This is a genomic window from Azorhizobium caulinodans ORS 571, from assembly GCF_000010525.1.
Classification (GTDB): domain Bacteria; phylum Pseudomonadota; class Alphaproteobacteria; order Rhizobiales; family Xanthobacteraceae; genus Azorhizobium; species Azorhizobium caulinodans.
Window position 1 is genome coordinate 3,415,188 of the sequence record NC_009937.1, and the last position, 19,298, is coordinate 3,434,485.

Genomic DNA, 19,298 nt, shown 5'->3' on the forward strand with positions numbered 1-19,298 from the left:
AAGTGACGTCCTTTATGCTCCCCGATACCCAGACCTGAACTATTCTCTCCCTGCCCTTCCGGGGCAGCTCTCCGTTTCAGACCGAACGATGGCCGCAGACCCGATCCTCGCGCAAAGTGCTCTGCCCCTCTCCCGTCGCCAGTTGCTGGCGGCAACGGGCGCGCTCGCCCTGCCGGTTGCCATGCGGCCCGCTTATGCCGCGCCGGCGCCCCTCGATTTCAGCGAGCTTTACGGCAAGGTGAGCGTGCTGGGCCTCTCTTTCTCCGACAAGGTGAAGGCGCTGAAGGGGCAGGAGGTCGCTATGCGCGGCTTCATGGCCCCGCCTTTGAAGGCGGAGGCGGATTTCTTCGTCCTCACCGAAATCCCCATGTCCATCTGCCCCTTCTGCTCTTCGGATGCGGACTGGCCGGACAATATCGTCGTCATCTATCTCGACCGCGCCCAGACCTTCGAACAGGCCAACGCCCTCATCGAGGTGCGCGGCACGCTGGAAGTGGGCTCCTGGACCGATCCCAACACCGGCTTCGTCAGCCTGCTGCGCCTGCGCCGCGCCAGCTTCCGCAAGGCGTGAGACGTGGCCGCCCTCAGCATCCGCGACCTTGAGGTGCGCTTTCCAGGCCTCGCCCAGCCGGCGCTGGCCATTCCCGCGCTGGACCTCGACCGGGGGGCGCGCGTCGCGGTGAGCGGGCCGTCCGGCTGCGGCAAGACCACCCTACTCAACGTCCTCTCCGGCCTCGAAAAGATCGGCCACGGCCATGTGGCATGGGCGGACACGGACCTGTCCCGCCTCGGCGAAGGCGCGCGCGACCGCTGGCGTGCCGCCCATGTGGGGCTGGTGATGCAGGATTTCCATCTCTTCCCCGGCCTCTCGGCGCTGGAGAATGTGCTACTGCCCCAGCGCCTCGGCTGCTGGCGCCTCCAGCCATCCAAACGGGTGGAAGCGCTGCGCCTCCTGGAGCGCGTGGGCCTGCCCAATCCGCGCCAGCCGGTGGAAACGCTCTCGCGCGGCCAGATGCAGCGCGTGGCCGTTGCCCGCGCCCTCATCGCGCGCCCCGAAATCCTGATCGCCGACGAGCCCACCGCCAGCCTCGATGCGGAGGCGGGAGCGGCGGTGGCCGATCTGCTGCTGGATCTGGCGCAGGAAGCGCAGGCGACGCTCATCGTCGCAACCCATGATCCGCGTCTCGCCGGCCGCCTCTCCCGCACGCTCCGGCTGGATGCCGGGCGGCTCGCCGCCTGAGGCACCCATGTTTCGCTTCATCGCAGCGGATCTCCGGCGGCAATGGATCGGCGTTCTCGCTGTCACACTCATCATTGCGCTGGCGGTGGCGCTGGGCGTGGTCGTCACCCTTCAGGAGCGTGCCCTGCGGCTGGGCAGCGCGCGGGCGGCGCAGGCGTTCGATCTCGTCCTGGGCGCGCCAGGCAGTGAGACGCAACTGGTGCTCTCGGCCATCTTCCTCCAGCCCGCGCCTCTGCCGCTGATGAGTGGCGAAGTGCTGGCCGGGCTCGTTGCGGACCCGCGCGTCGCCTGGGCGGCGCCGGTGGGCTTCGGCGATTTCGTGGATGACTATCCCATCGTCGGCACCACACAGCCGCTCATCGACGGCCTCACGAAAATGACGGAGGGCCGCAGTTTCGCCCGGCTGGATGAGGCGGTGGTGGGCGCCGCCGTGCCCAAGGCGCTGGGCGCGGCCTTCCACCCCATGCACGGGCAGGTGGGCGGACCTGCCGAAGTCCATGGCCGCATCACCTATCGCGTGGTGGGTCGACTCGCCCCGACCGGCACGCCGTGGGACCGGGCCGTGCTGGTGCCCATCGAGGCGGTGTGGCGCGTGCACGGGGCCGAGGCCGCCACCGGCCATGCCGACCATGACGCGCCGGAGACCGGCCGTCCCCGCAGCCTTGCGGACGCCCATCAGGCACACCGCGACATGGCGCCGGATCTCGACGATGCCATCAACCCCGATGCCATTGCCGCCCCCGGCGCGCCGGGCCTGCCGGCCATCGTGGTGAAGCCGAAGACCATAGCCGATGCCTACAAGCTGCGGCGAGACTATCGGTCCGATCATTCCCTCGCCGTCTTCCCCGGCGAGGTGCTCACCCGCCTTTATGCGACGCTGGGCGATGCCCGGCAGGTGATCGCGCTGGTGGCCGTCGGCGCGCAAGTGCTGGTGGGGGCCGCCATCCTTCTGGTGGTGGTCATCCACGTGCTCCAGCGCCGCAAGCAGATCGGCGCGCTCCGGGCTTTCGGGGCGCCGCGTCTCGCCGTCTTCGGCATCGTCTGGCTGGAGGTTCTGGCGCTGCTCGCGACGGGACTCGTGGCGGGCTTTGCCATCGGCTATGCCGCCGCCCGCCTCATCTCGCGCACGCTGGAACAGGCGAGCGGCATCGCTTTGCCCGTCGCCTTCCTGCCGGGCGATGCGACGGCGCTGGCGCTGCTGTTCGCGGTCGGCGGGCTGGTGGCGCTGATCCCGGCCCTGCTCGCCTATCGCCAATCGCCGGCGCAGGCACTGCGCGGTTGAGCGAGGCCAGCGGGCAACTGCCGTTGCGTCCGCTTGCCAAGGGCCAAGGCGAAGCTGCTACAAAGCGCTATCCGCCGGCCGCGCCGGCGCCCCGCCCACGGAGTTTTCCGCCACATGCTTGAGTATCGCAGGCTCGGACGCACCGACCTCAAGGTGTCGTCCATCATGCTCGGCACCATGACCTGGGGCCAGCAGAACACGGAAGCCGAAGGCCACGCCCAGCTCGACCTCGCGCTCGATGCCGGCATCAACTTCATCGACACCGCCGAACTCTATTCCATCCCGCCCATGGCGGAGACGCAGGGCTCCACCGAGCGGATCATTGGTCAGTGGTTCAAGAGCCGCAAAAATCGCGACAAGGTGATTCTCGCCTCGAAGGTGGTGGGCCGCTCCGACAGCACCTATTTCCGCGCCTCCGGCGAAGGCACGAAGCTCGACCGGGCGAATATCACCGAGGCGGTCGAGAACTCCCTGAAGCGCCTCCAGACGGACTATATCGACCTCTACCAGCTCCACTGGCCGGACCGCGCCGTGCCGCTCTTCGGCAATTCGGCCGGCACCCGCGCGCGGGGCGGCGGGGACGGCACGGAAGTGCCGGTCGCCGAGACGCTGGGCGTGCTGGAGGATCTGGTGAAGGCCGGCAAGATCCGCCACATCGGCCTCTCCAACGAGACCGCATGGGGCGCGCATAAATTCCTGCTGGAAGCCGAGCGCGGGCATGGTCCGCGTATCGTCTCGGTCCAGAACGCCTACAACCTCATCAACCGCACCTATGAGGTGGGGCTGGCGGAATTTGCCGAGCGGGATGATGTGGGCCTGCTCGCTTACTCCCCCCTCGCGCAGGGTTTCCTCACTGGCAAGTATCGCCAGGGCGCCCGGCCCGAGGGCGCGCGCATGACGCTGTTCAATCGCGGCCAGCGCTACGAAAAGCCCGGCACGGCGGAAGCCATCGAGGATTATGCGGCGCTGGCGAAGGAACTCGGCCTGTCGCTCGTTCAGCTCTCGCTCGCCTGGGTGACGTCGCGGCCCTTCGTGACCGCCAACATCATCGGCGCGACCAGCATCGCCCAGTTGAAGGAAAACCTCGCCACCGTGGATGTCGCCATCACGCAGGAGATCGAAGAGAAGGTGAACGCCATCTTCCAGCTGCGCGGCAGCCCGGCGCCCTGATCCACGAACGGCGCGCGGGCTGCCCGCGCGCCGGACCTCTCAGAAAATCGCGGTGTGCATGGAGCCGTCGGCCTGCATCCAGGCGCGGTACATGCCCTCGCTGTTGAAGGGCAGCGAAATAGCCCCCGTCCGGTCCACGGCGATGAGGCCGCCCGAGCCGCCCAGCGGCGCCAGCTCGCGCACGATGCCCTCGCTGGCCCTCTTCAGGCTCTGCCCGGCCCAGCGCATCCGCGCGTCGATCTCATGGCCCACCGCATAGCGGATGAAATATTCGCCATGCCCGGTCGCCGAGACGGCGCAGGTGGCGTCATCCGCCCATGTGCCCGCGCCAAAGACAGGGCTGTCGCCCACGCGGCCGGGGAGCTTCGCCGTCATGCCGCCGGTGGAGGTGGCGGCGGCCAGATGGCCATGGCTGTCGAGCGCCACCGCACCCACCGTGCCATGCTTGCGGGCCGCGTCGCCATCATCGGGCGCGCCGGTGCGGCGGCGCTCCAGCTCGCGGGCAAGTGCCTCCTGCCGGGCGGGGGTCAAGAAATAGTCCTCCGGCATGATCTCAAGGCCGCTCTCGCGGCAGAAGGCGTTGGCGCCGCTCCCAGTCAGCATGACATGCTCGGTCTTTTCCATCACGGCGCGGGCGGCGAGGATGGGATTGCGCGGGCCGAAGATGCCCGCCACCGCGCCGGCCCGGCGGTCCCGTCCGTCCATGATGGCGGCATCCATCTCCAGCGTGCCCGCGCTGGTGAGCACGGCGCCACGCCCGGCATTGAACAGCGGCTCGTCCTCCAGCGCCATGACCGTGGCCGTCACCGCATCGAGCGCTGAACCGCCGCTCTCCAGCACGGCCCGGCCGGCGGAGAGCGCGGTGAGAAGCCCCTGCGTATAGGCGGCCTCGCGCTCTGGCGTCATGGCGGAGCGGCGGATGGTGCCGGCGCCGCCGTGCAGCGCGAGAACGGGCTTGAACTCGGGCATCGTCACCTCCTCAGCGCAGGACGGCAGACATGGCGGAGAGCGCCGTCATCCAGCCCACCGCCTCCGCGGCATCGGCGCAGGCGAAGGCGAGCGTCGTCGCGTCCTGCCGGCGCGCGGGCGGCAGGACCGCTCCCTGATCCGCGAGCGCCGGGCTGTTCATCACGAATTCCGCCACGAACGGTCCCGGAATGGTGAAGGGCCGCATGGCCCGAAGGTTCGCGAGCGCCTGCCGGGCGCCGGCGGCGATGGCGGCGCGGGCCTTCTCCACCGCCATCTGCCGCGCGGCGCGATTGGAGAGCGCCGTCTTCACGCACACCGCCTCGGCCTGCGGGAAGAGGTCGCGTGCCTCCTCCACCAGTCGATCATCGCCCGTCACCAGCGCCACGGGCACGCCGAGCTGGCCGGCATAGGCGCCATAGATGCCCGGCTCGCCCAGCGCGCGGCCGGCAAGGCGCACCTCGCGGAAGGCGAAGGAATTGGTGGTGTGCGCCAGCACGCCGAAATTGGAGGCCGCCGCATGATGGCCGACGAGGAAGACGGCGGCGAAATCGCGGGTGAGCCCCGCCGCCATGTTGAAGGGCTTGGGCTTGCCGAGGATGAGGTCGGCGCGCGGATCGAGCAGTTCGGGAATGATGTTGCTCATGGGGCCGTGGCTGTCGTTCACCAGCACCTCGGTCGCCCCGCCCTCGAAGGCACCGGCGATGGCGGCATTGACCTCCTCGGTCATCAGCCGGCGGGCGCGCTCATATTCCGCATTGCCCGGCTGCCCCTGCTGGGGAGAGACCACGCCCGCCACACCCTCGATGTCGGCGGAGATGTAAACCTTCATGTCCTTGAACCTTCGTGTCCTGTCGCTCAGCCGCCCAGCACGTCGGCGAGGGAGGGGCGCATGTGGCCGTCGCGGCCGCGCGTTCTCGGGGCGGCGAGAAGCGCATTCAGCACCGCCTCCTGCGTGGCATCGGCCGCCGCGCGGAACGGCAGGTCGATGCGGTTTTCGTTCAGCACCATGCGCGGCAGAAGATCGGCCGTCTCATGGTGAGCGATGCGGGCGGCGGTGGAGAAGGCGAGCGCGATATCGCCCGAGCCATTGCCCCAGAAGGCGCCGAGCTTCGCCAACCCTGCCCCGCACCGCCGCGCGATGCGCTTCAACTGCCGGCTCTCCAGCGGAATGTCGGTGGCGAGCACGATGATGACCGACCCACGTTCGGGTGCATCCACGGACGCGAAGTCGGACTTGCGCAGCTTCGGCACCTCCGGCCTCCGGCCGTCGGGCAGCACGAGATCGCCGGCGCGCCCGAAATTGGCGAGCACCAGCACGCCAAGCGTGTAATCCCGCCCATCGAGCGTCAGCAGGCGGGATGCGGTGGCGATGCCGCCCTTGAAGCCGAAAGCGCTCATGCCGGCCCCTGCCCCCACCGCCCCTTCCGGCACCATTCCGGACACGGCAGCATCGAGCGCGGCATGGGCGTCGTCCACGGTCAGGGCCAGCGCCCGGATGTCGGAGAGCCAGCCGTCGTTGCACTCCATCACCACCGGGTTCACGGTGCCGGTCTCGCGCCCGATGTCGGGATTGGCGGCCAGCGCCCGGCGCACCAGCGCTTCGAAGCCGGTGCCGACGGAGAGCGTATTGCCCAGAAGGATGGGCGTCTCGAGCTGGCCCAGCTCCTCCACCTGGATCAGCCCGCAGCTCTTGCCGAAGCCGTTGATCACCTCGACCGCCGCCGGCAGCTTCTCGCGGAACAGGTCGCCTTCATGCGGCACCAGCGCGGTAAAGCCGGTGCGCACGTCGCCATCCACCAGGGTCCGGTGGCCGACGCGCACGCCGGGCACATCGGTGATGGCGTTGAGCGGTCCCGGCGGCAGGCTGCCGCAGACGAGGCCGAAATCGCGGGCGCGCTTCACCTCAGGCCATCTTCAGCTTGGGATCGAGCGCATCGCGCAGGCCATCGCCAAGCAGGTTGAAGGCGAGCACGGTGATGAAGATGGCGATGCCGGGGAACAGCGTCACGTTGTCCGCGACGCCAATGTAGCTGCGCCCGTCGGCCAACATGGCGCCCCATTCCGGGCTCGGCGGCTGCGCGCCAAGGCCGATGAAGCTCAGGCTCGCGGCGGTGAGAATGGAGGTGCCGATGCGCATGGAGAAATAGACGATGACGTTCGGCAGCGCGCCCGGCAGCAGATGGCGCATCATGATGACGCGGTCCTTCACGCCGATGGCGCGGGCCGCATCCACATAGACCGCCCGCTTCAGCGAGAGGGTGGAGCCGCGCGCGAGGCGGGCGAAGATCGGCACGGAGAATACCGCCACCGCGTAGATGACGTTGTCGATGCCCGGCCCGAGGATGGCGATGACGCCGATGGCCAGCAGGATGCCGGGGAAGGCCAGCAGCACATCGCATACACGCATGATGACGCTGTCGATGAGGCCGCCGTAATAGCCCGAGACGACACCAAGCGTGACGCCCACGAAGCCCCCCAGCGACACGGAGAGGAAGCCCACCGCCAGCGAGATGCGGGCCCCGAAGATGATGCGCGAGAAGACATCGCGCCCATAGGCATCGGTGCCCGCCCAGTGGGCCGCGCTCGGGCCCTGGAGGATGGCCATGTAATCGGGCGTCGAGGGATCATAGGGCGCAACCCACGGCGCGAAGATCGCGACCAGAAGGAGCGCCAGCAGGAAGGCGCCGGCGACGAGCGCCACCTTCTGCTTGCGGAAGCGGCGCCAGAACTCGCTGACCGGCGTGCGCATGGCGCGCGGCGCGGCGGGAGAAGCGGAGGCGGAGGTCGCGGCGCTCATTTGTAGCGGATCTCCGGATTGGCGAAGGCGTAGAGCACGTCCACCGCGAGGTTGATGAAGATGAACTCCAGCGAGAACAGCAAAATCTCCGCCTGGATCACCGGATAGTCGCGATAGGAGACGCTATCGACGAGAAGGCGCCCGAGGCCGGGCCAGCTGAACACCGTCTCCACCACGATGGAGCCGCCCAGCAGGAAGCCGAATTGCAGGCCCGTCATGGTGATGACCGGCACCAGCGCGTTGCGCAGCGTGTGCTTCCAGATGACGGTCTTCTCGGGCACGCCCTTGGCTCTGGCGGTGCGCACATAATCCTCGCGGGCGATCTCCACGAAGGCGGAACGGGTGAAGCGGGCCATCACCGCCGCAACGCCAAGACCGAGCGTGAAGGACGGCATCACGAAATGCGCCCAGGTGCCGTAGCCGCCGGTTGGCAGCCAGCCGAGGCGCACGGAGAAGAGGTCGATCAGCAGCAGGCCGAGCCAGAAGGAGGGGAAGGAAATGCCCGAGACGGCGATGATCATGCCGCCATAGTCCTGCCAGCGGCCGCGCTTCACGGCCGAAAGCACGCCGATGAGCAGGCCGAAGATGGTGGCCCAGATCATCGCGAAGACGGTGAGCCAGACGGTGGGCATGAGCCGCTCGCCGATCTCCGTGATGACCGGGCGACGGGTCTTGAGCGAGATGCCGAAATCACCCTGCAACGCATTGCCCGCGAAGCGCACATACTGCTGCCACAGCGGCCCCTCGAGGCCGAGAGACTGGCGCACCGCCGCCACGTCCTCCGGCGAGGCATCCACGCCCGCAACGAGACGCGCGGGGTCGCCCGGCAGCAGATGGACGAAGGCGAACACCACCACGGAGATCGCGAAGATCACCGGAATGATGCCCAGGAGGCGCTTGACGAGATATTCCAGCATGGCGGCATCCGGCGGACGCGAAACGGGCGGGGCGCGGGCGCCCGGCGGCTGATGTGCGCTCCTCCCGGCCGGCGGGGGACAGCCGGGAGGAGCACCGCCCTCCACCACGAGGGCGGTGGGCGGATGCGGTTGGGGGCAGCGGGAGGGCGTTCAGCGCTCCCGGCCCCGGCCGAGTGTCACTTGAACTCGGCGGTTTCCACCACGAAGCCGCGATCCGGCAGCATGTAGACGCCGGAGAGGGACTTCGACTGGACCGTGATGAGCTGCGAGGCCCCGAGGAAGATCCACGGCGCATCCTCCCAGATGCGCTGCTGCGCGTCCTTATAGAAGGCGCCGCGCTTGGCCGGATCGGCGGTTTCCAACGCGCCTTCGAAGTCGGCGTCCACCTTCTCGTTCTTGTAGTAGGCGACGTTGAAGAGGTTCGGCGGGAAGCCCTTGCCCCACAGCAGCGGACGCAGCGCCCAGTCGGCGTCGCCCGTGGAGGACGACCAGCCGGTGTATTGCATCTGCACGGTCGCATCCTCGGGCTTCTGCACCGACCAGATGCGCTGCGCCTCGACACCGGCCTCAAGCGGCGTGACCGTCACCTTCACGCCCACCTGCGCCAGCTGCTGCTGGATGAACTGCATGGCACGGATGAAGGTGGTGTTGTTGCGGGAGAAGATCTCGGTCTCGAACCCGTTCGGATAGCCCGCTTCCGCGAGCAGCGCCTTGGCCTTGGCCACATCATAGGCATAGGGCTTCTGCGGCTCGTAGAAGCCGAGCAGGTCGGGCAGCGGAGAGAGCGAGGGCGTGCAGTAGCCGTTCTCGACCACCTTGCAATAGGCGGCCTTGTCCACGGCATAGTTCATCGCCTGGCGCACGCGCGGGTCGTTGAACGGCTTCTTCATCGTGTTCATCGCCACGTACCAGCCGACGATGGACGGGCGGCGCACCACTTCGAGGTTCGGCAGCTTTTCCGCCACCGGCACCAGTTCCGGCGGGAACACCGTCGCATATTGCGCCTCGCCGGCCTGCAGCATGGCAAAGCGGCTGCCGTTCTCCGGCACGGAGCGGATCGTCACGGCTTCTACCTTGGGCCAGCCGGCTTTCCAGTAATTGTCGTTCTTCTCCACCTCGAAGGTGTCCGCTGCCCAGCGCTTGAACTTGAACGCGCCGGTGCCCACAGGATTGCGGGCGATGTCCTTGCCGTACTTTTCCATGGCGGCGGGCGAGATCATCACCAGCGCCGGATGGGCGAGCGTGTTGATGAGCGCGCCGAAGGGCGTCTTCAACACAATCTTGACCGTGCTGTCGTCCACCACATCCACGCGGTCCAGCATGGAGATGAGCGAACGGCGGGAGAGCTTGTTGTCGGGGTTCGCAAGGCGCTCGAGGCTCGCCTTCACCGCAGCGGCGTTGAAGTCGGTGCCGTCGTGGAACTTCACGCCCTTGCGCAGGCGGATGGTGAATTCCGTCGCATTGTCATTGGCCTCGTAGCTCTCGGCGAGCACGGGCACGATCTTCATGTCGCGATCAAAGCCGAAGAGGCCCTGATAGACGGTGCGCATGGCCGTCTGGGACAGGGTGTCGTTGGCGTTCATGGGATCGAGGCCGGTGAGATTGTCCGGCACGACGACCACGAGCGGCTTCGCCAGCGCCAGCCCCGGCGCCATGGCCAGCGCCGCCAGCAGGCCGGCAGTCATGAGGGATTTGAGACGCATCCGGTTTTCCTCTTGTCTGGGAAGGTGTTGTTGGAAAACTTCAGGAGAAGTCACCGATCGGGTGACGGGCCACGAAATGGCCCTCCCCCACTTCGACCAGCGGCTCAACCACCGGCAGGTCCCCCAGCGCGCGCACCGCGCTCGGGATTTCGCCCTCCAGCAGCGGGCGCGCACGATCGCGCCGCGCCGGATCAGCGATCGGAACCGCCGCCATGAGGCGACGGGTATAGGGATGGGCCGGGCGGTCAAACACCGCCTGACGGGGGCCGATCTCGACGATCTGGCCGAGATACATCACCGCCACGCGGTGGCTCACACGCTCCACCACCGCCATGTCATGGCTGATGAAGATGTAGGACAGACGCCTCTTCTCCTGCAATTCCATGAGCAGGTTCACGATCTGCGCCTGAATGGATACGTCGAGCGCCGCCACCGCCTCGTCGGCGATCAGCAGTTCCGGCTCGGAGGCGAGGGCGCGGGCGATGCAGATGCGCTGGCGCTGGCCGCCGGAGAATTCATGCGGGTAGCGTCGGGCATGCTCGGGCGAGAGGCCCACATCGCGCAGCAGGTCCGCCACGCGTTCCTCGACCTCGCGCCCCTTGGCGAGGCCGTGGGTGGTGAGCGGCTCGGCAATGGAGAAGCCGACGGTGAGCCGCGGATCAAGGGACGCGAAGGGATCCTGAAAGACGTACTGGATCTTCTGGCGGATGCGCCGGCGCTCCTCGGCACCCATGGCCAGCAGATTGCGGCCGTGGAACAGGATTTCCCCGGACGTCGCCTCCTGCAACTGCATGATGGTGCGGCCGGTGGTGGACTTGCCGCAGCCGCTCTCGCCCACCAGCGCCAGCGTCTCGCCGCCCTTCACGTTGAAATTCACCTGCTCCACCGCATGGACGCGGCCCGACAGGCGGCCGAACATGCCCTTGCGCACATCGAAGCGGGTCACGAGGTTCTTCACCTCCAGCACCGGCGTGTCGCCCTCAACCGTGTCCTGCGGCGGAGCTTCCGTATAGGCGCTGCCGCCGGCATCGTTCAGCACCACGAGCGGGAAGCGGCGCGGCAGCGGCTCGCCGGCCAGCGCGCCGAGACGCGGCACGGCGGAGAGAAGCGCGCGGGTGTAGGGATGCTGCGGCTTCGCGAACACCTCTTCCGACGTGCCCTCCTCCACCTTGCGGCCGTGGCGCATCACCAGCACGCGGTCGGCCACCTCCGCCACCACGCCCATGTCGTGGGTGATGAACAGGACGGCCATGCCCATCTCATCCTGAAGGATGCGGATGAGGCGCAGGATCTGGGCCTGGATGGTGACATCGAGCGCGGTGGTCGGCTCGTCCGCCACCAGCAGCTTCGGCCGGCAGGCGAGCGCCATGGCGATCATCACGCGCTGACGCATGCCGCCGGAGAGCTGGTGGGGGTGGCGGTCCAGCAGGCTCTTGGCGCCGGGAATGCGCACCCTCTCCAGCATGGCCAGCGCCTCGGCCCGTGCCGCCGCCCGGCTCGCGCCCTGATGCAGCCGCACCGCCTCGGCGATCTGCTCGCCGATGGTGAACACGGGGTTCAGCGAGGTCATCGGCTCCTGGAAGATCATGGCGATCTCGTTGCCGCGGACCGCGTTCATGGCCGGCAAGGGCAGCTTGGCGAGATCGCGCACCTGGCCGTCCCGGCCCCGGAAATGGAGGGCACCAGAGGAGATGCGCCCGCCGCCGAACTCCACCAGCCGCATGAGCGACAGGGAGGTGACGGACTTGCCGGACCCGCTCTCGCCCACCACCGCCAGCGTCTCGCCGGGATTGATATGGAACGACAGGTCATCGACGGCGCGGAAGGTGCTGTCCTCGCCGGGGAAATCCACGCACAGCCCTTCCACCCGCACCAGCGCGGACGCGGCGGCGGACGTGGGCGCAGCGGAAAGCGGGGTCACGGTCATGGCAGGAGCCTTCCGGCAAGGATCGGGCGGTCGGGCGCTTCGGCCACCGCATCATGGAGGAAGGGCGCGATGCGCCGCGTGAGTTCGGCCGCATCGCCCGCGCTCTGGCGCCGGGCCGTGAGCAGCGCCACGAGCGCCTCGAAGAGCGCAACGAGCGCGGTGGCGGATGCGTGAAGGAGGGGATGCTCGGCGGGGCCGAGCAGAAGGAGGTCGGCTTCCAGCGCCAGCGGAGACGACAGGCTGTCGGTGATGCCGATTATCCGAGCGCCCTGCGAGCGCATGCCGCGGGCGAGTTCGATGGTGGAGAGGGAGTAGCGCGGCAGGGCCAGGGCGATCACCACGTCACCGGCCCTCACGTTGAAAGCCCGGCGGATCATGCGCTCCTGCCCGCCCTGCCCGTCAAGGATCATCTGGGCCCGGCAGAAGGGAATCAGCATGTCCGCCAGGAGCCCGACCAGAGGTGCGCTGAGGCCGAAGCCCAGCAACACCACCCGGTCCGCCGAAGACACCGCCTCCGCCGCCTGCCGGAAGACATCCGCATCGGCAACCGCACGGGCGGCGCGCAGATTGGCAAGGCCGGAGTCGAGGGAAGCCTGCACATGGTCGGTGTCGCGGCCGGAGGCCGCTGCCTGCGCCTCCAGCTTCTCGACCGGGCTCAAGGGCCGGAAGCTCGCCACCGCCAAAGCCCGGAACTGCGAGAAGCCCTCAAGGCCGAGCCCACGCACGAAACGGTTGATGGTGGCGACCGACACTTCCGCCGCGGCCGCCAGATCCTCAATGCCCATGGTCGCCGCCTGCAGAGGGTGGCGCAGCACGAAGTCGGCCACGCGGCCGTGCAGCGGCGTCATGCCGGCACGATGGGCGCGGACGAGATCCACGAGCGAAAGCGGTGTCACGGAAACGCGCAATCCTGAGGCGTGAGCGAAGAAGTTGAAAAAATATGTGTCAGAATATGACGGACGTGCAACGATAATTTTCACTCACATGCCCAGCATGTGGGCAAGTCGCAGCATCGCCTGCAATCTGACCAGATGCCGCTGCGCTCCCCGACAAGGGATTTGCGAACGCAATCAGACATATGCGCGAGGGTGGATGGGCGCGGCGCGCGGATCGCCCGCGACATCGCGCTCGCTCTTCCCGCGCAAACCGGCGTCTCCGCTGGACAAACGGCGGGCAGATGCCTCTTCGCAACGCAGTAATAAACAGGCTTGACTGTTTGTAAGTGCAATGCCTTGCTAGCCATGCTTTCAACGGTCGAGGTCAAGGCGGTGGCGGAGCGGCGCAGGCGATCCCAGCATGAGCGGACGGCGGAAACGTCCGCGCGCCTGCTCAACGCGACCATCGACCTGCTGCACGACAACGGCTTCTCCCGCCTCTCCACGCCGCAGATCGCCGCGCATGCGGGCGTCTCGCGCGGAGCGCTCACGCATCACTTCTCCAGCAAGGAGGAGCTGATCACCGATGCCATCAACGACATGCTGGAGCGCGTGACGGCGGACCTCCACCGCTTCGCGGAAGACATCGCACGACGCGGCGGCTCCAGCGACGAGATCGTCGATTACATCTGGCAGATGATGTCCGATCGGCTCTTCTACGTGACGATGGAATATCTGCCCGAGGCCCGCCACAACGGCGAGTTCAAGGAACGTCTGATCCCCGTGGTGAAGAAGTTCCATGCCGGCCTTGATGCCATCTGGATGGCCCTCGCCGCCCGTCGCGGGGCCGATCCGGAAAAGACCCGCACGGTGATGAACACCACCATGTGCCTCGTGCGCGGCATGATCGCCCAGACGGTGCTGCGCGAGGACCCGAGCTATTTCAATGAGATGCTCGCCTTCTGGAAGGCCCAGGTGGCGCAGCATTTCCCGGAGGAGATCGCGAGCGAGACGCGCCTTGCCTCCCCTTCCCGTTCCCAATCCCCGGCCGCGCGCGCTTCGGCCGCGACGGTGGCGGGCAAATAGACCTTCCGGAGTATCGAGACATGGCCCTGCTGATCACCAATGCGCACATCGTCGACGGCACCTCTGCGGAGCGTGGCGAGAAGGTGGACGTTCTCGTCGAGGGCGATGTCATCCGCGAGGTGGCGCCGAAGATCGCCGCCGCCTCCGCCGAGGTGATCGACCTCAAGGGCCGCACGCTGATGCCCGGCCTCATCGACGCCCATGTCCATACGATCGCCTGTCTCGCCGACCTCGGCGCCAACGCCAAGCTGCCGGACAGCCTGGTTGCCGTGCGCGCCATGAAGCTGCTGGGCGAAATGCTGATGCGCGGCTTCACCACCGTGCGCGATCTCGGCGGCGCCGACCGCGGCCTCAAGGTGGCGGCGGCCGAAGGCTTCCTCCCTGCCCCCCGCATCGTCATCTGCGGCAAGGCGCTGAGCCAGACCGGCGGCCATTGCGATTTCCGCGGCCCCTATGACGACCGCGAGACGACCCGCACCGGCTTCCGCCTCGGCGCCCTCGGCCGGGTGGTGGACGGCGTGCCGGAGATGCGCCGCGCCGCCCGCGAAGAGATCAAGGGCGGGGCGGATTTCATCAAGATCATGGCCAATGGCGGCGTCGCCTCGCCGACCGATCCGATCCACTTCCTCGGCTTCGCCCGCGAGGAACTCCTCGCCGTGGTGGAAGAGGCTCAGAACGCCGGCACCTATGTCTCCGCCCATCTCTACACGGATGAAGGCATCCGCCGTGCGGTGGAATGCGGCGTCCATTCGCTGGAGCACTGCAACCTCATCAAGGCCGACACCGCCAAGTTCGCCGCAGAACAGGGCGCCATCGCCGTGCCGACGCTCGTGACCTACGACAAGCTGTCGAGCGAGGGCGCCGCCATGGGCTTCCCCGCGGGCTCGGTGGCCAAGATCGACAACGTCCGCCTCGCCGGCATGGAATCCATCGCCATCATGCGCGCCGCTGGCCTGCCCATGGCCTATGGCTCGGATCTGCTGGGCGAGATGCACCGCCACCAGTCGGAGGAGTTCGTCATCCGCGGCCGTGTGCTGCCGGCGCATGAGGTGATCGCCTCCGCCACCACCATCGCCGCCAGGCTGCTGCGCATGGAAGGCCAGATCGGCACCGTTGCCCCCGGCGCTTTCGCCGACCTCATCGCCGTCGATGGCGATCCCCTGAAGGACCTGTCCCTGCTCACGGGCCAGGGCCAGCACATGCCGCTCATCATGAAGGGCGGCGTCTGCGTGAAGCGTACCGCGCTCAACTGAAAAACAAGCACAACCTCCAGACCGAAGGGATCGAAGCCGTGACCCTCTCCCGCCGCCAGACGCTCGCCGGCCTTGCCGGAGCCCTGCTTCTGCCCGCGCTTTCCCGCGAGGCCCTCGCCCAGACGGCGACCTTCCGCATCGGCGCGCTGAACCCGATCACCGGTGCCGGCGCGCCTTACGGCACCGGCATGCAGAAGATGATCCTCGCCGCCGCCGAGATGGTGAATGCGGATGGCGGCGCCGGGGGCCGCAAGCTCGAGGTCTCCGCCGAGGACACCCAGACCCAGCCGCAGGCGGCGGTTCTGGCCGCCAAGAAGCTCATCGAGGTCAACAAGGTGCAGGCCATCCTCGGCACCTGGGCCTCGGGCGTTTCGCTGGCCGTCGCCCCGCTCACCAATGACGCCGGCATCCTGCTGATGCACACCTCCGGCGCGCCCGCCCTCTCCGTGCCGCCGGCCAATGCCAAGGGCCTGCTCTACCGCTTCCAGGCAACCAACGACCGCTTCGGCCGCGCCTTCGCGGAGATCGCGCAGAAGGAAGGCTTCAAGCGCCCCGCCACCATGGCCTTCAACAACGCCTCGGGCATCGGCAACACCGAGGGCTTCCGCAAGGCGTGGGAGGCCAAGGGCGGCAAGGTGGTCGAGAACGTCGTCTATGAGCCCAACCAGCCGAGCTATCGCGCGGAGCTGCAGAAGGTGCTGGCGGCGAAGCCCGACGTGATCGTGATGGGCTCCTATCTCGCCGACACCACCATCATCCTGCGCGAGTGGTTCCAGACCGGCGAGACCACCAAATTCATCATTCCCGCCTGGGCCGCCAATCCGGACCTCGTGAAGGCCCTCGGCCCCGAGGTGACGGAAGGCATCATCTCGGTGGACAGCATCTCCAACGAGGGCTCGGACGCCTTCAAGTCGTTCGATGCGGCCTACCAGAAGGCCATGGGCCAGTCCGGCCTGAACAATGTCTATGCGGCCATGACCTGGGACATGGTGGTGGTGCTGGCCCTCGCCATGGAGGCCGCCGGCCCCAATGCGGACGTTGCCGCCATCTCCGCCAAGCTGCGCGAAGTCGCGGGTCCCGGTGGCAAGACGGTCTCCACCTTCGCCGAAGGCAAGGCGGCGCTGAAGTCCGGCAAGATCGACTACCAGGGCGCCTCCTCCATCCTGGACTTCGACCAGTATGGCGACGTGACCCCGGACTTCGCGGTGTCCTTCATCAACAAGGGCAAGTTCGACCGCAAGTATATCGTGAAGCTCTGACCACGATCCCGAACGTCGCCGGTCCGTTCTGCCGCCGCTCCTCTCCCTCTCCCCGGGCGGCGGCAGGACCGGGCCGGTGACGTCCCGCCCGGTCTCCCCGCCGGGCGGGACAACCCATCTGCGATCCACCGGCCCATGCCGGGAGGCCGATCACCTCCGGGGCGAAGACCGCCCTTCCCCGCCCGCCTTTGGCGACGGCAGAGGACCAGACAAACGTGACGCTCGTGCCCCCACCTTTCCGCCATATGGCGCTGCCGCCCGCCCGCTCCGGGAGGTTCGCATGAGCGCGTTTCTGGAGCTCGCGATCAGCGGCCTCATGTCCGGGCTGGTCATCGGCCTTGCGGCGCTGGCGCTGACCCTGGTCTTCGGCGTCGCCCGTTTCGCCAATGCGGCCACCGGCGATTTCATGACCTGCGGCGCCTATGCGGCACTGGCCGGCTTTGCCGCGTCCGGCTCCATCGTCGTGGGCGGCATTGCGGGCCTGGCGGCCGGCGCCATTGCGGGCGTCCTCTCCTATCTGCTGGTGTTCCGCAAGCTGGAGGGACGTCCCTCCGTCTCGGCCCTGCTCGCTTCCATCGGCGTCGGCTTCTTCATCCGCGCGGTGCTCGGCCTCTTCTATGGCCACGGCCAGCAGGTGTTCCAGCTGCCGCTGGTGCGCCCCTGGCGCTATTTCGACCTGCGCATCCAGCCCAACGACCTGAAGATCGGCATCACCGCACTGGCGGTCCTTGTCGCGGTCTTTCTCATCCTCCACGCCACGCCCATCGGCCGGCGCATGCGCGCGGTCGCGGACGATCCGATGCTGGCCCGCGTCTCCGGCATCGCGCCCCGTCAGGTGATGCTGGCGCTCTGGGCGCTGGGCGGCGCCGTGGCCGCCCTCGCCGGCGTGCTGCTCGGCATCAAGACCGTGGTCTCGCCCGAGATGGGCTGGGAGATGCTCATCCCGGTCTTCGCCGCCGCCGTTCTCGGCGGCATCGGCCACCCGGTGGGCGCGGTGCTGGCCGGCGTCATGCTCGGCGTGTTGCAGGAGATCGCCACACCTTATGTGGGCTTCACCTACAAGCTGGCGCTTGCCTTCGTCATCCTGCTGGTGGTGCTGCTGGTGCGGCCCAAGGGCCTGTTCGGCCGCGTGGAGGGGGTGCGCTGATGGACGCCTATCTCATCGCCATCGCCATCATCGGCGCGCTCTACGTGCTGCTGGCCCTGGGGCTGAACCTCCAGTACGGCCTCACCGGCATCGTCAATTTCGGCCATGTGGGCTTCTTCTGCGTGGGTGCCTACACCACCGCCATCCTGTGCGAGCACGGTGTGCCGATGGTCGTGACATTCCCGCTCGCGGCCCTGCTCGCCATGCTGGCCGCCTGGCCGCTGGGGCTCGTCAGCATCCGCCTCAGGGAAGACTATTTTGCCATCGTCTCGCTCGGCTTCTCGGAAGTGGTGCGTCTCGTCGCGACCAGCGAGCGCTGGCTGACCAATGGCGTGCAGGGCATCGCCGGCATCCCCAAGATGTTCGGCATGCTCACCGGCACGCCCCAGGCTCTGGCGGTGCTCGGGCTGCTGGTGGTGCTGAACCTCATCGCCATCGCCGCCATGTGGCGCATCGTGCGCTCACCCTTCGGGCGCATGATCGAGGCCATCCGCGACAATGAGGAGGCGGTGAAGGCGCTCGGCAAGGACCCGGCCGGCTTCAAGATCCAGGTTCTGGTGCTGGGCGCCGGCCTCGCGGGCATCGCGGGCGCGGTCTATGCCCATTACATCGGCTTCATCGCGCCCGAGCAGTTCGTCCCGCTCATGACCTTCCAGATCTGGATGGCCATCATCATGGGCGGCGTGGGGCGCATCTCCGGCGCGCTGGTTGGCGCGGTGATCCTCATGTTCTTCCTGGAGGGCTCGCGCTTCCTGCGCGACCTTCTGCCTTTCATCTCGGAAGTCTCCATGGCGAGCGTCCGGCTCGGCGTGGTGGGTCTGGCACTCATCCTCTTCACCATGTACCGCCCGCAGGGCCTGATGGGGGATTTCACCCGCAAATGACCCTCTCGATCCAAGGACTGACCAAGGCCTATGGCGGCCTGCGCGTGGTGGATGAGGTGCGCTTCGAGGTGCCTTCCGGCGCGCTCGTGGGCGTGATCGGCCCCAACGGCGCCGGCAAGTCCACGCTCTTCTCGCTCATCACAGGCTTCCTCGCTGCCGATGGCGGCAACGTCGCCTTCGAGGGCCGGGCTCTCGGCCGGGCGAGCCCCATGGAGCGGGCGCGCGCAGGCATGGTGCGCACCTTCCAGGTGCCGCGCGAGTTTTCCCACCTGACCGTGCGCGAAAACCTGATGGCGGCCTATCCCAAGCAGTCGGGCGAACGGCTGATCGACACCTTCTTCCGGCCCGGCCGGGTGAAGGCCGAGGAAGCCGCCATCGCCCGCGAGGTGGAGGAGACCGTCGCCTTCCTGCGGCTTCAGAAGGTGGCCGATGTGCCCGCCGGCCGCCTTTCGGGCGGACAGAAGAAGCTGGTGGAACTCGGGCGCGCGCTGATGACCGGCGCACGCATGATCCTGCTCGACGAGCCCTTCGCCGGCGTCAATCCGGTCCTGATCGAGGAATTGTCCGTGCGCATCCGCGAACTCAATGCGCGGGGCATCGGCTTCCTCATCATCGAGCACGACTTGCCGGCGCTGAACAAGCTGGTCTCGACGCTTCACGTAATGGACCGTGGCCAGCTCATCGCCTCCGGCACGCCGGCCGAGGTGCTCGCCAACCCGCGCGTGCGCGATGCCTATCTCGGAGGCGCGGCGGCCTGATGGGGGCGGACGGCGCCGTTTCCCGACGCCA

The 19,298-nt window shown here is 68.0% G+C and carries 18 protein-coding genes; 10 read left to right on the top strand and 8 right to left on the bottom strand.

The genetic code is table 11. The features are described 5' to 3' along the window. The first annotated feature begins 88 nt into the window (after positions 1–88). The 4 genes from AZC_RS15425 (at position 89) to AZC_RS15440 (ending at position 3,692) form a co-directional block, all read left to right on the top strand. The gene (locus AZC_RS15425; protein ID WP_043879445.1) at positions 89–571 is read left to right on the top strand and encodes a hypothetical protein; all 483 of its coding nucleotides are present in this window, start codon (positions 89–91) and stop codon (positions 569–571) included. 3 nt (positions 572–574) lie between these two features. After that, complete coding sequence (locus tag AZC_RS15430) at positions 575–1,240, top strand: ABC transporter ATP-binding protein (protein ID WP_012171511.1); 666 nt, start codon at positions 575–577, stop codon at positions 1,238–1,240. Between the two features lie 7 nt (positions 1,241–1,247). Continuing rightward, on the top strand, positions 1,248–2,522 hold the full coding sequence (locus AZC_RS15435; protein WP_012171512.1) for an ABC transporter permease: 1,275 nt from the start codon (positions 1,248–1,250) through the stop codon (positions 2,520–2,522). Positions 2,523–2,636: 114 nt separating this feature from the next. Next, positions 2,637–3,692, top strand: coding sequence for an aldo/keto reductase (locus tag AZC_RS15440; protein WP_012171513.1), 1,056 nt, complete (start codon positions 2,637–2,639; stop codon positions 3,690–3,692). A 39-nt stretch (positions 3,693–3,731) separates the two neighbouring features. Here the strand turns inward: AZC_RS15440 and AZC_RS15445 are convergent, their stop codons facing one another. From AZC_RS15445 to AZC_RS15480, 8 genes are all read right to left on the bottom strand, one after another. Further along, positions 3,732–4,661, bottom strand: a complete 930-nt coding sequence (locus AZC_RS15445; protein ID WP_043879446.1) for an isoaspartyl peptidase/L-asparaginase family protein — start codon at positions 4,659–4,661, stop codon at positions 3,732–3,734. A gap of 10 nt (positions 4,662–4,671) precedes the next feature. Continuing rightward, complete coding sequence (locus AZC_RS15450) at positions 4,672–5,490, bottom strand: M55 family metallopeptidase (RefSeq protein ID WP_012171515.1); 819 nt, start codon at positions 5,488–5,490, stop codon at positions 4,672–4,674. Between the two features lie 26 nt (positions 5,491–5,516). Further along, positions 5,517–6,563: a P1 family peptidase gene (locus tag AZC_RS15455; RefSeq protein ID WP_012171516.1), complete on the bottom strand. Its 1,047-nt coding sequence runs from the start codon at positions 6,561–6,563 to the stop codon at positions 5,517–5,519. A gap of 1 nt (position 6,564) precedes the next feature. Beyond that, positions 6,565–7,458, bottom strand: a complete 894-nt coding sequence (locus AZC_RS15460; protein WP_012171517.1) for an ABC transporter permease subunit — start codon at positions 7,456–7,458, stop codon at positions 6,565–6,567. Next, the gene (gene gsiC, locus AZC_RS15465) at positions 7,455–8,375 is read right to left on the bottom strand and encodes a glutathione ABC transporter permease GsiC (protein ID WP_012171518.1); all 921 of its coding nucleotides are present in this window, start codon (positions 8,373–8,375) and stop codon (positions 7,455–7,457) included. The genes AZC_RS15460 and gsiC overlap by 4 nt, the downstream gene beginning before the upstream one ends. A 176-nt stretch (positions 8,376–8,551) precedes the next feature. Further along, a complete protein-coding gene (locus AZC_RS15470) occupies positions 8,552–10,078 on the bottom strand; it encodes a glutathione ABC transporter substrate-binding protein (protein ID WP_012171519.1) in 1,527 nt (508 codons plus the stop codon). 40 nt (positions 10,079–10,118) lie between these two features. Further along, on the bottom strand, positions 10,119–12,005 hold the full coding sequence (locus AZC_RS15475; RefSeq protein ID WP_012171520.1) for an ABC transporter ATP-binding protein: 1,887 nt from the start codon (positions 12,003–12,005) through the stop codon (positions 10,119–10,121). Then, positions 12,002–12,901, bottom strand: coding sequence for a MurR/RpiR family transcriptional regulator (locus AZC_RS15480; protein ID WP_052285952.1), 900 nt, complete (start codon positions 12,899–12,901; stop codon positions 12,002–12,004). Before AZC_RS15480 ends, AZC_RS15475 begins: the two co-directional genes overlap by 4 nt. Positions 12,902–13,246: 345 nt before the next feature. Between AZC_RS15480 and AZC_RS15485 the strand changes: the two genes are divergently transcribed. The 6 genes from AZC_RS15485 (at position 13,247) to AZC_RS15510 (ending at position 19,267) form a co-directional block, all read left to right on the top strand. Then, complete coding sequence (locus tag AZC_RS15485; protein ID WP_081434004.1) at positions 13,247–13,966, top strand: TetR/AcrR family transcriptional regulator; 720 nt, start codon at positions 13,247–13,249, stop codon at positions 13,964–13,966. Between the two features lie 20 nt (positions 13,967–13,986). After that, positions 13,987–15,219 carry a metal-dependent hydrolase family protein gene (locus AZC_RS15490; RefSeq protein WP_012171523.1) on the top strand — a complete coding sequence of 411 codons (1,233 nt, stop codon included), beginning with the start codon at positions 13,987–13,989 and terminating at the stop codon, positions 15,217–15,219. Positions 15,220–15,257: 38 nt separating this feature from the next. Beyond that, positions 15,258–16,478, top strand: a complete 1,221-nt coding sequence (locus AZC_RS15495; protein WP_012171524.1) for an ABC transporter substrate-binding protein — start codon at positions 15,258–15,260, stop codon at positions 16,476–16,478. A gap of 280 nt (positions 16,479–16,758) precedes the next feature. Continuing rightward, positions 16,759–17,625, top strand: a complete 867-nt coding sequence (locus tag AZC_RS15500) for a branched-chain amino acid ABC transporter permease (RefSeq protein ID WP_043879447.1) — start codon at positions 16,759–16,761, stop codon at positions 17,623–17,625. Further along, complete coding sequence (locus tag AZC_RS15505; protein ID WP_012171526.1) at positions 17,625–18,509, top strand: branched-chain amino acid ABC transporter permease; 885 nt, start codon at positions 17,625–17,627, stop codon at positions 18,507–18,509. Before AZC_RS15500 ends, AZC_RS15505 begins: the two co-directional genes overlap by 1 nt. Beyond that, positions 18,506–19,267, top strand: coding sequence for an ABC transporter ATP-binding protein (locus AZC_RS15510; RefSeq protein ID WP_012171527.1), 762 nt, complete (start codon positions 18,506–18,508; stop codon positions 19,265–19,267). Before AZC_RS15505 ends, AZC_RS15510 begins: the two co-directional genes overlap by 4 nt. Positions 19,268–19,298 lie beyond the last annotated feature (31 nt).

Excerpts from the sequence above, each read along its gene's own strand:
- AZC_RS15425 (WP_043879445.1), top strand. The coding sequence starts at position 89 with ATGGCCGCAGACCCGATCCTCGCGCAAAGTGCTCTGCCCCTCTCCCGT.
- AZC_RS15435 (WP_012171512.1), top strand. The coding sequence starts at position 1,248 with ATGTTTCGCTTCATCGCAGCGGATCTCCGGCGGCAATGGATCGGCGTT.
- AZC_RS15440 (WP_012171513.1), top strand. The coding sequence starts at position 2,637 with ATGCTTGAGTATCGCAGGCTCGGACGCACCGACCTCAAGGTGTCGTCC.
- AZC_RS15445 (WP_043879446.1), bottom strand. The coding sequence starts at position 4,661 with ATGCCCGAGTTCAAGCCCGTTCTCGCGCTGCACGGCGGCGCCGGCACC.
- AZC_RS15450 (WP_012171515.1), bottom strand. The coding sequence starts at position 5,490 with ATGAAGGTTTACATCTCCGCCGACATCGAGGGTGTGGCGGGCGTGGTC.
- AZC_RS15460 (WP_012171517.1), bottom strand. The coding sequence starts at position 7,458 with ATGAGCGCCGCGACCTCCGCCTCCGCTTCTCCCGCCGCGCCGCGCGCC.
- gsiC (WP_012171518.1), bottom strand. The coding sequence starts at position 8,375 with ATGCTGGAATATCTCGTCAAGCGCCTCCTGGGCATCATTCCGGTGATC.
- AZC_RS15470 (WP_012171519.1), bottom strand. The coding sequence starts at position 10,078 with ATGCGTCTCAAATCCCTCATGACTGCCGGCCTGCTGGCGGCGCTGGCC.
- AZC_RS15475 (WP_012171520.1), bottom strand. The coding sequence starts at position 12,005 with ATGACCGTGACCCCGCTTTCCGCTGCGCCCACGTCCGCCGCCGCGTCC.
- AZC_RS15485 (WP_081434004.1), top strand. The coding sequence starts at position 13,247 with ATGCTTTCAACGGTCGAGGTCAAGGCGGTGGCGGAGCGGCGCAGGCGA.
- AZC_RS15490 (WP_012171523.1), top strand. The coding sequence starts at position 13,987 with ATGGCCCTGCTGATCACCAATGCGCACATCGTCGACGGCACCTCTGCG.
- AZC_RS15500 (WP_043879447.1), top strand. The coding sequence starts at position 16,759 with ATGAGCGCGTTTCTGGAGCTCGCGATCAGCGGCCTCATGTCCGGGCTG.
- AZC_RS15505 (WP_012171526.1), top strand. The coding sequence starts at position 17,625 with ATGGACGCCTATCTCATCGCCATCGCCATCATCGGCGCGCTCTACGTG.
- AZC_RS15510 (WP_012171527.1), top strand. The coding sequence starts at position 18,506 with ATGACCCTCTCGATCCAAGGACTGACCAAGGCCTATGGCGGCCTGCGC.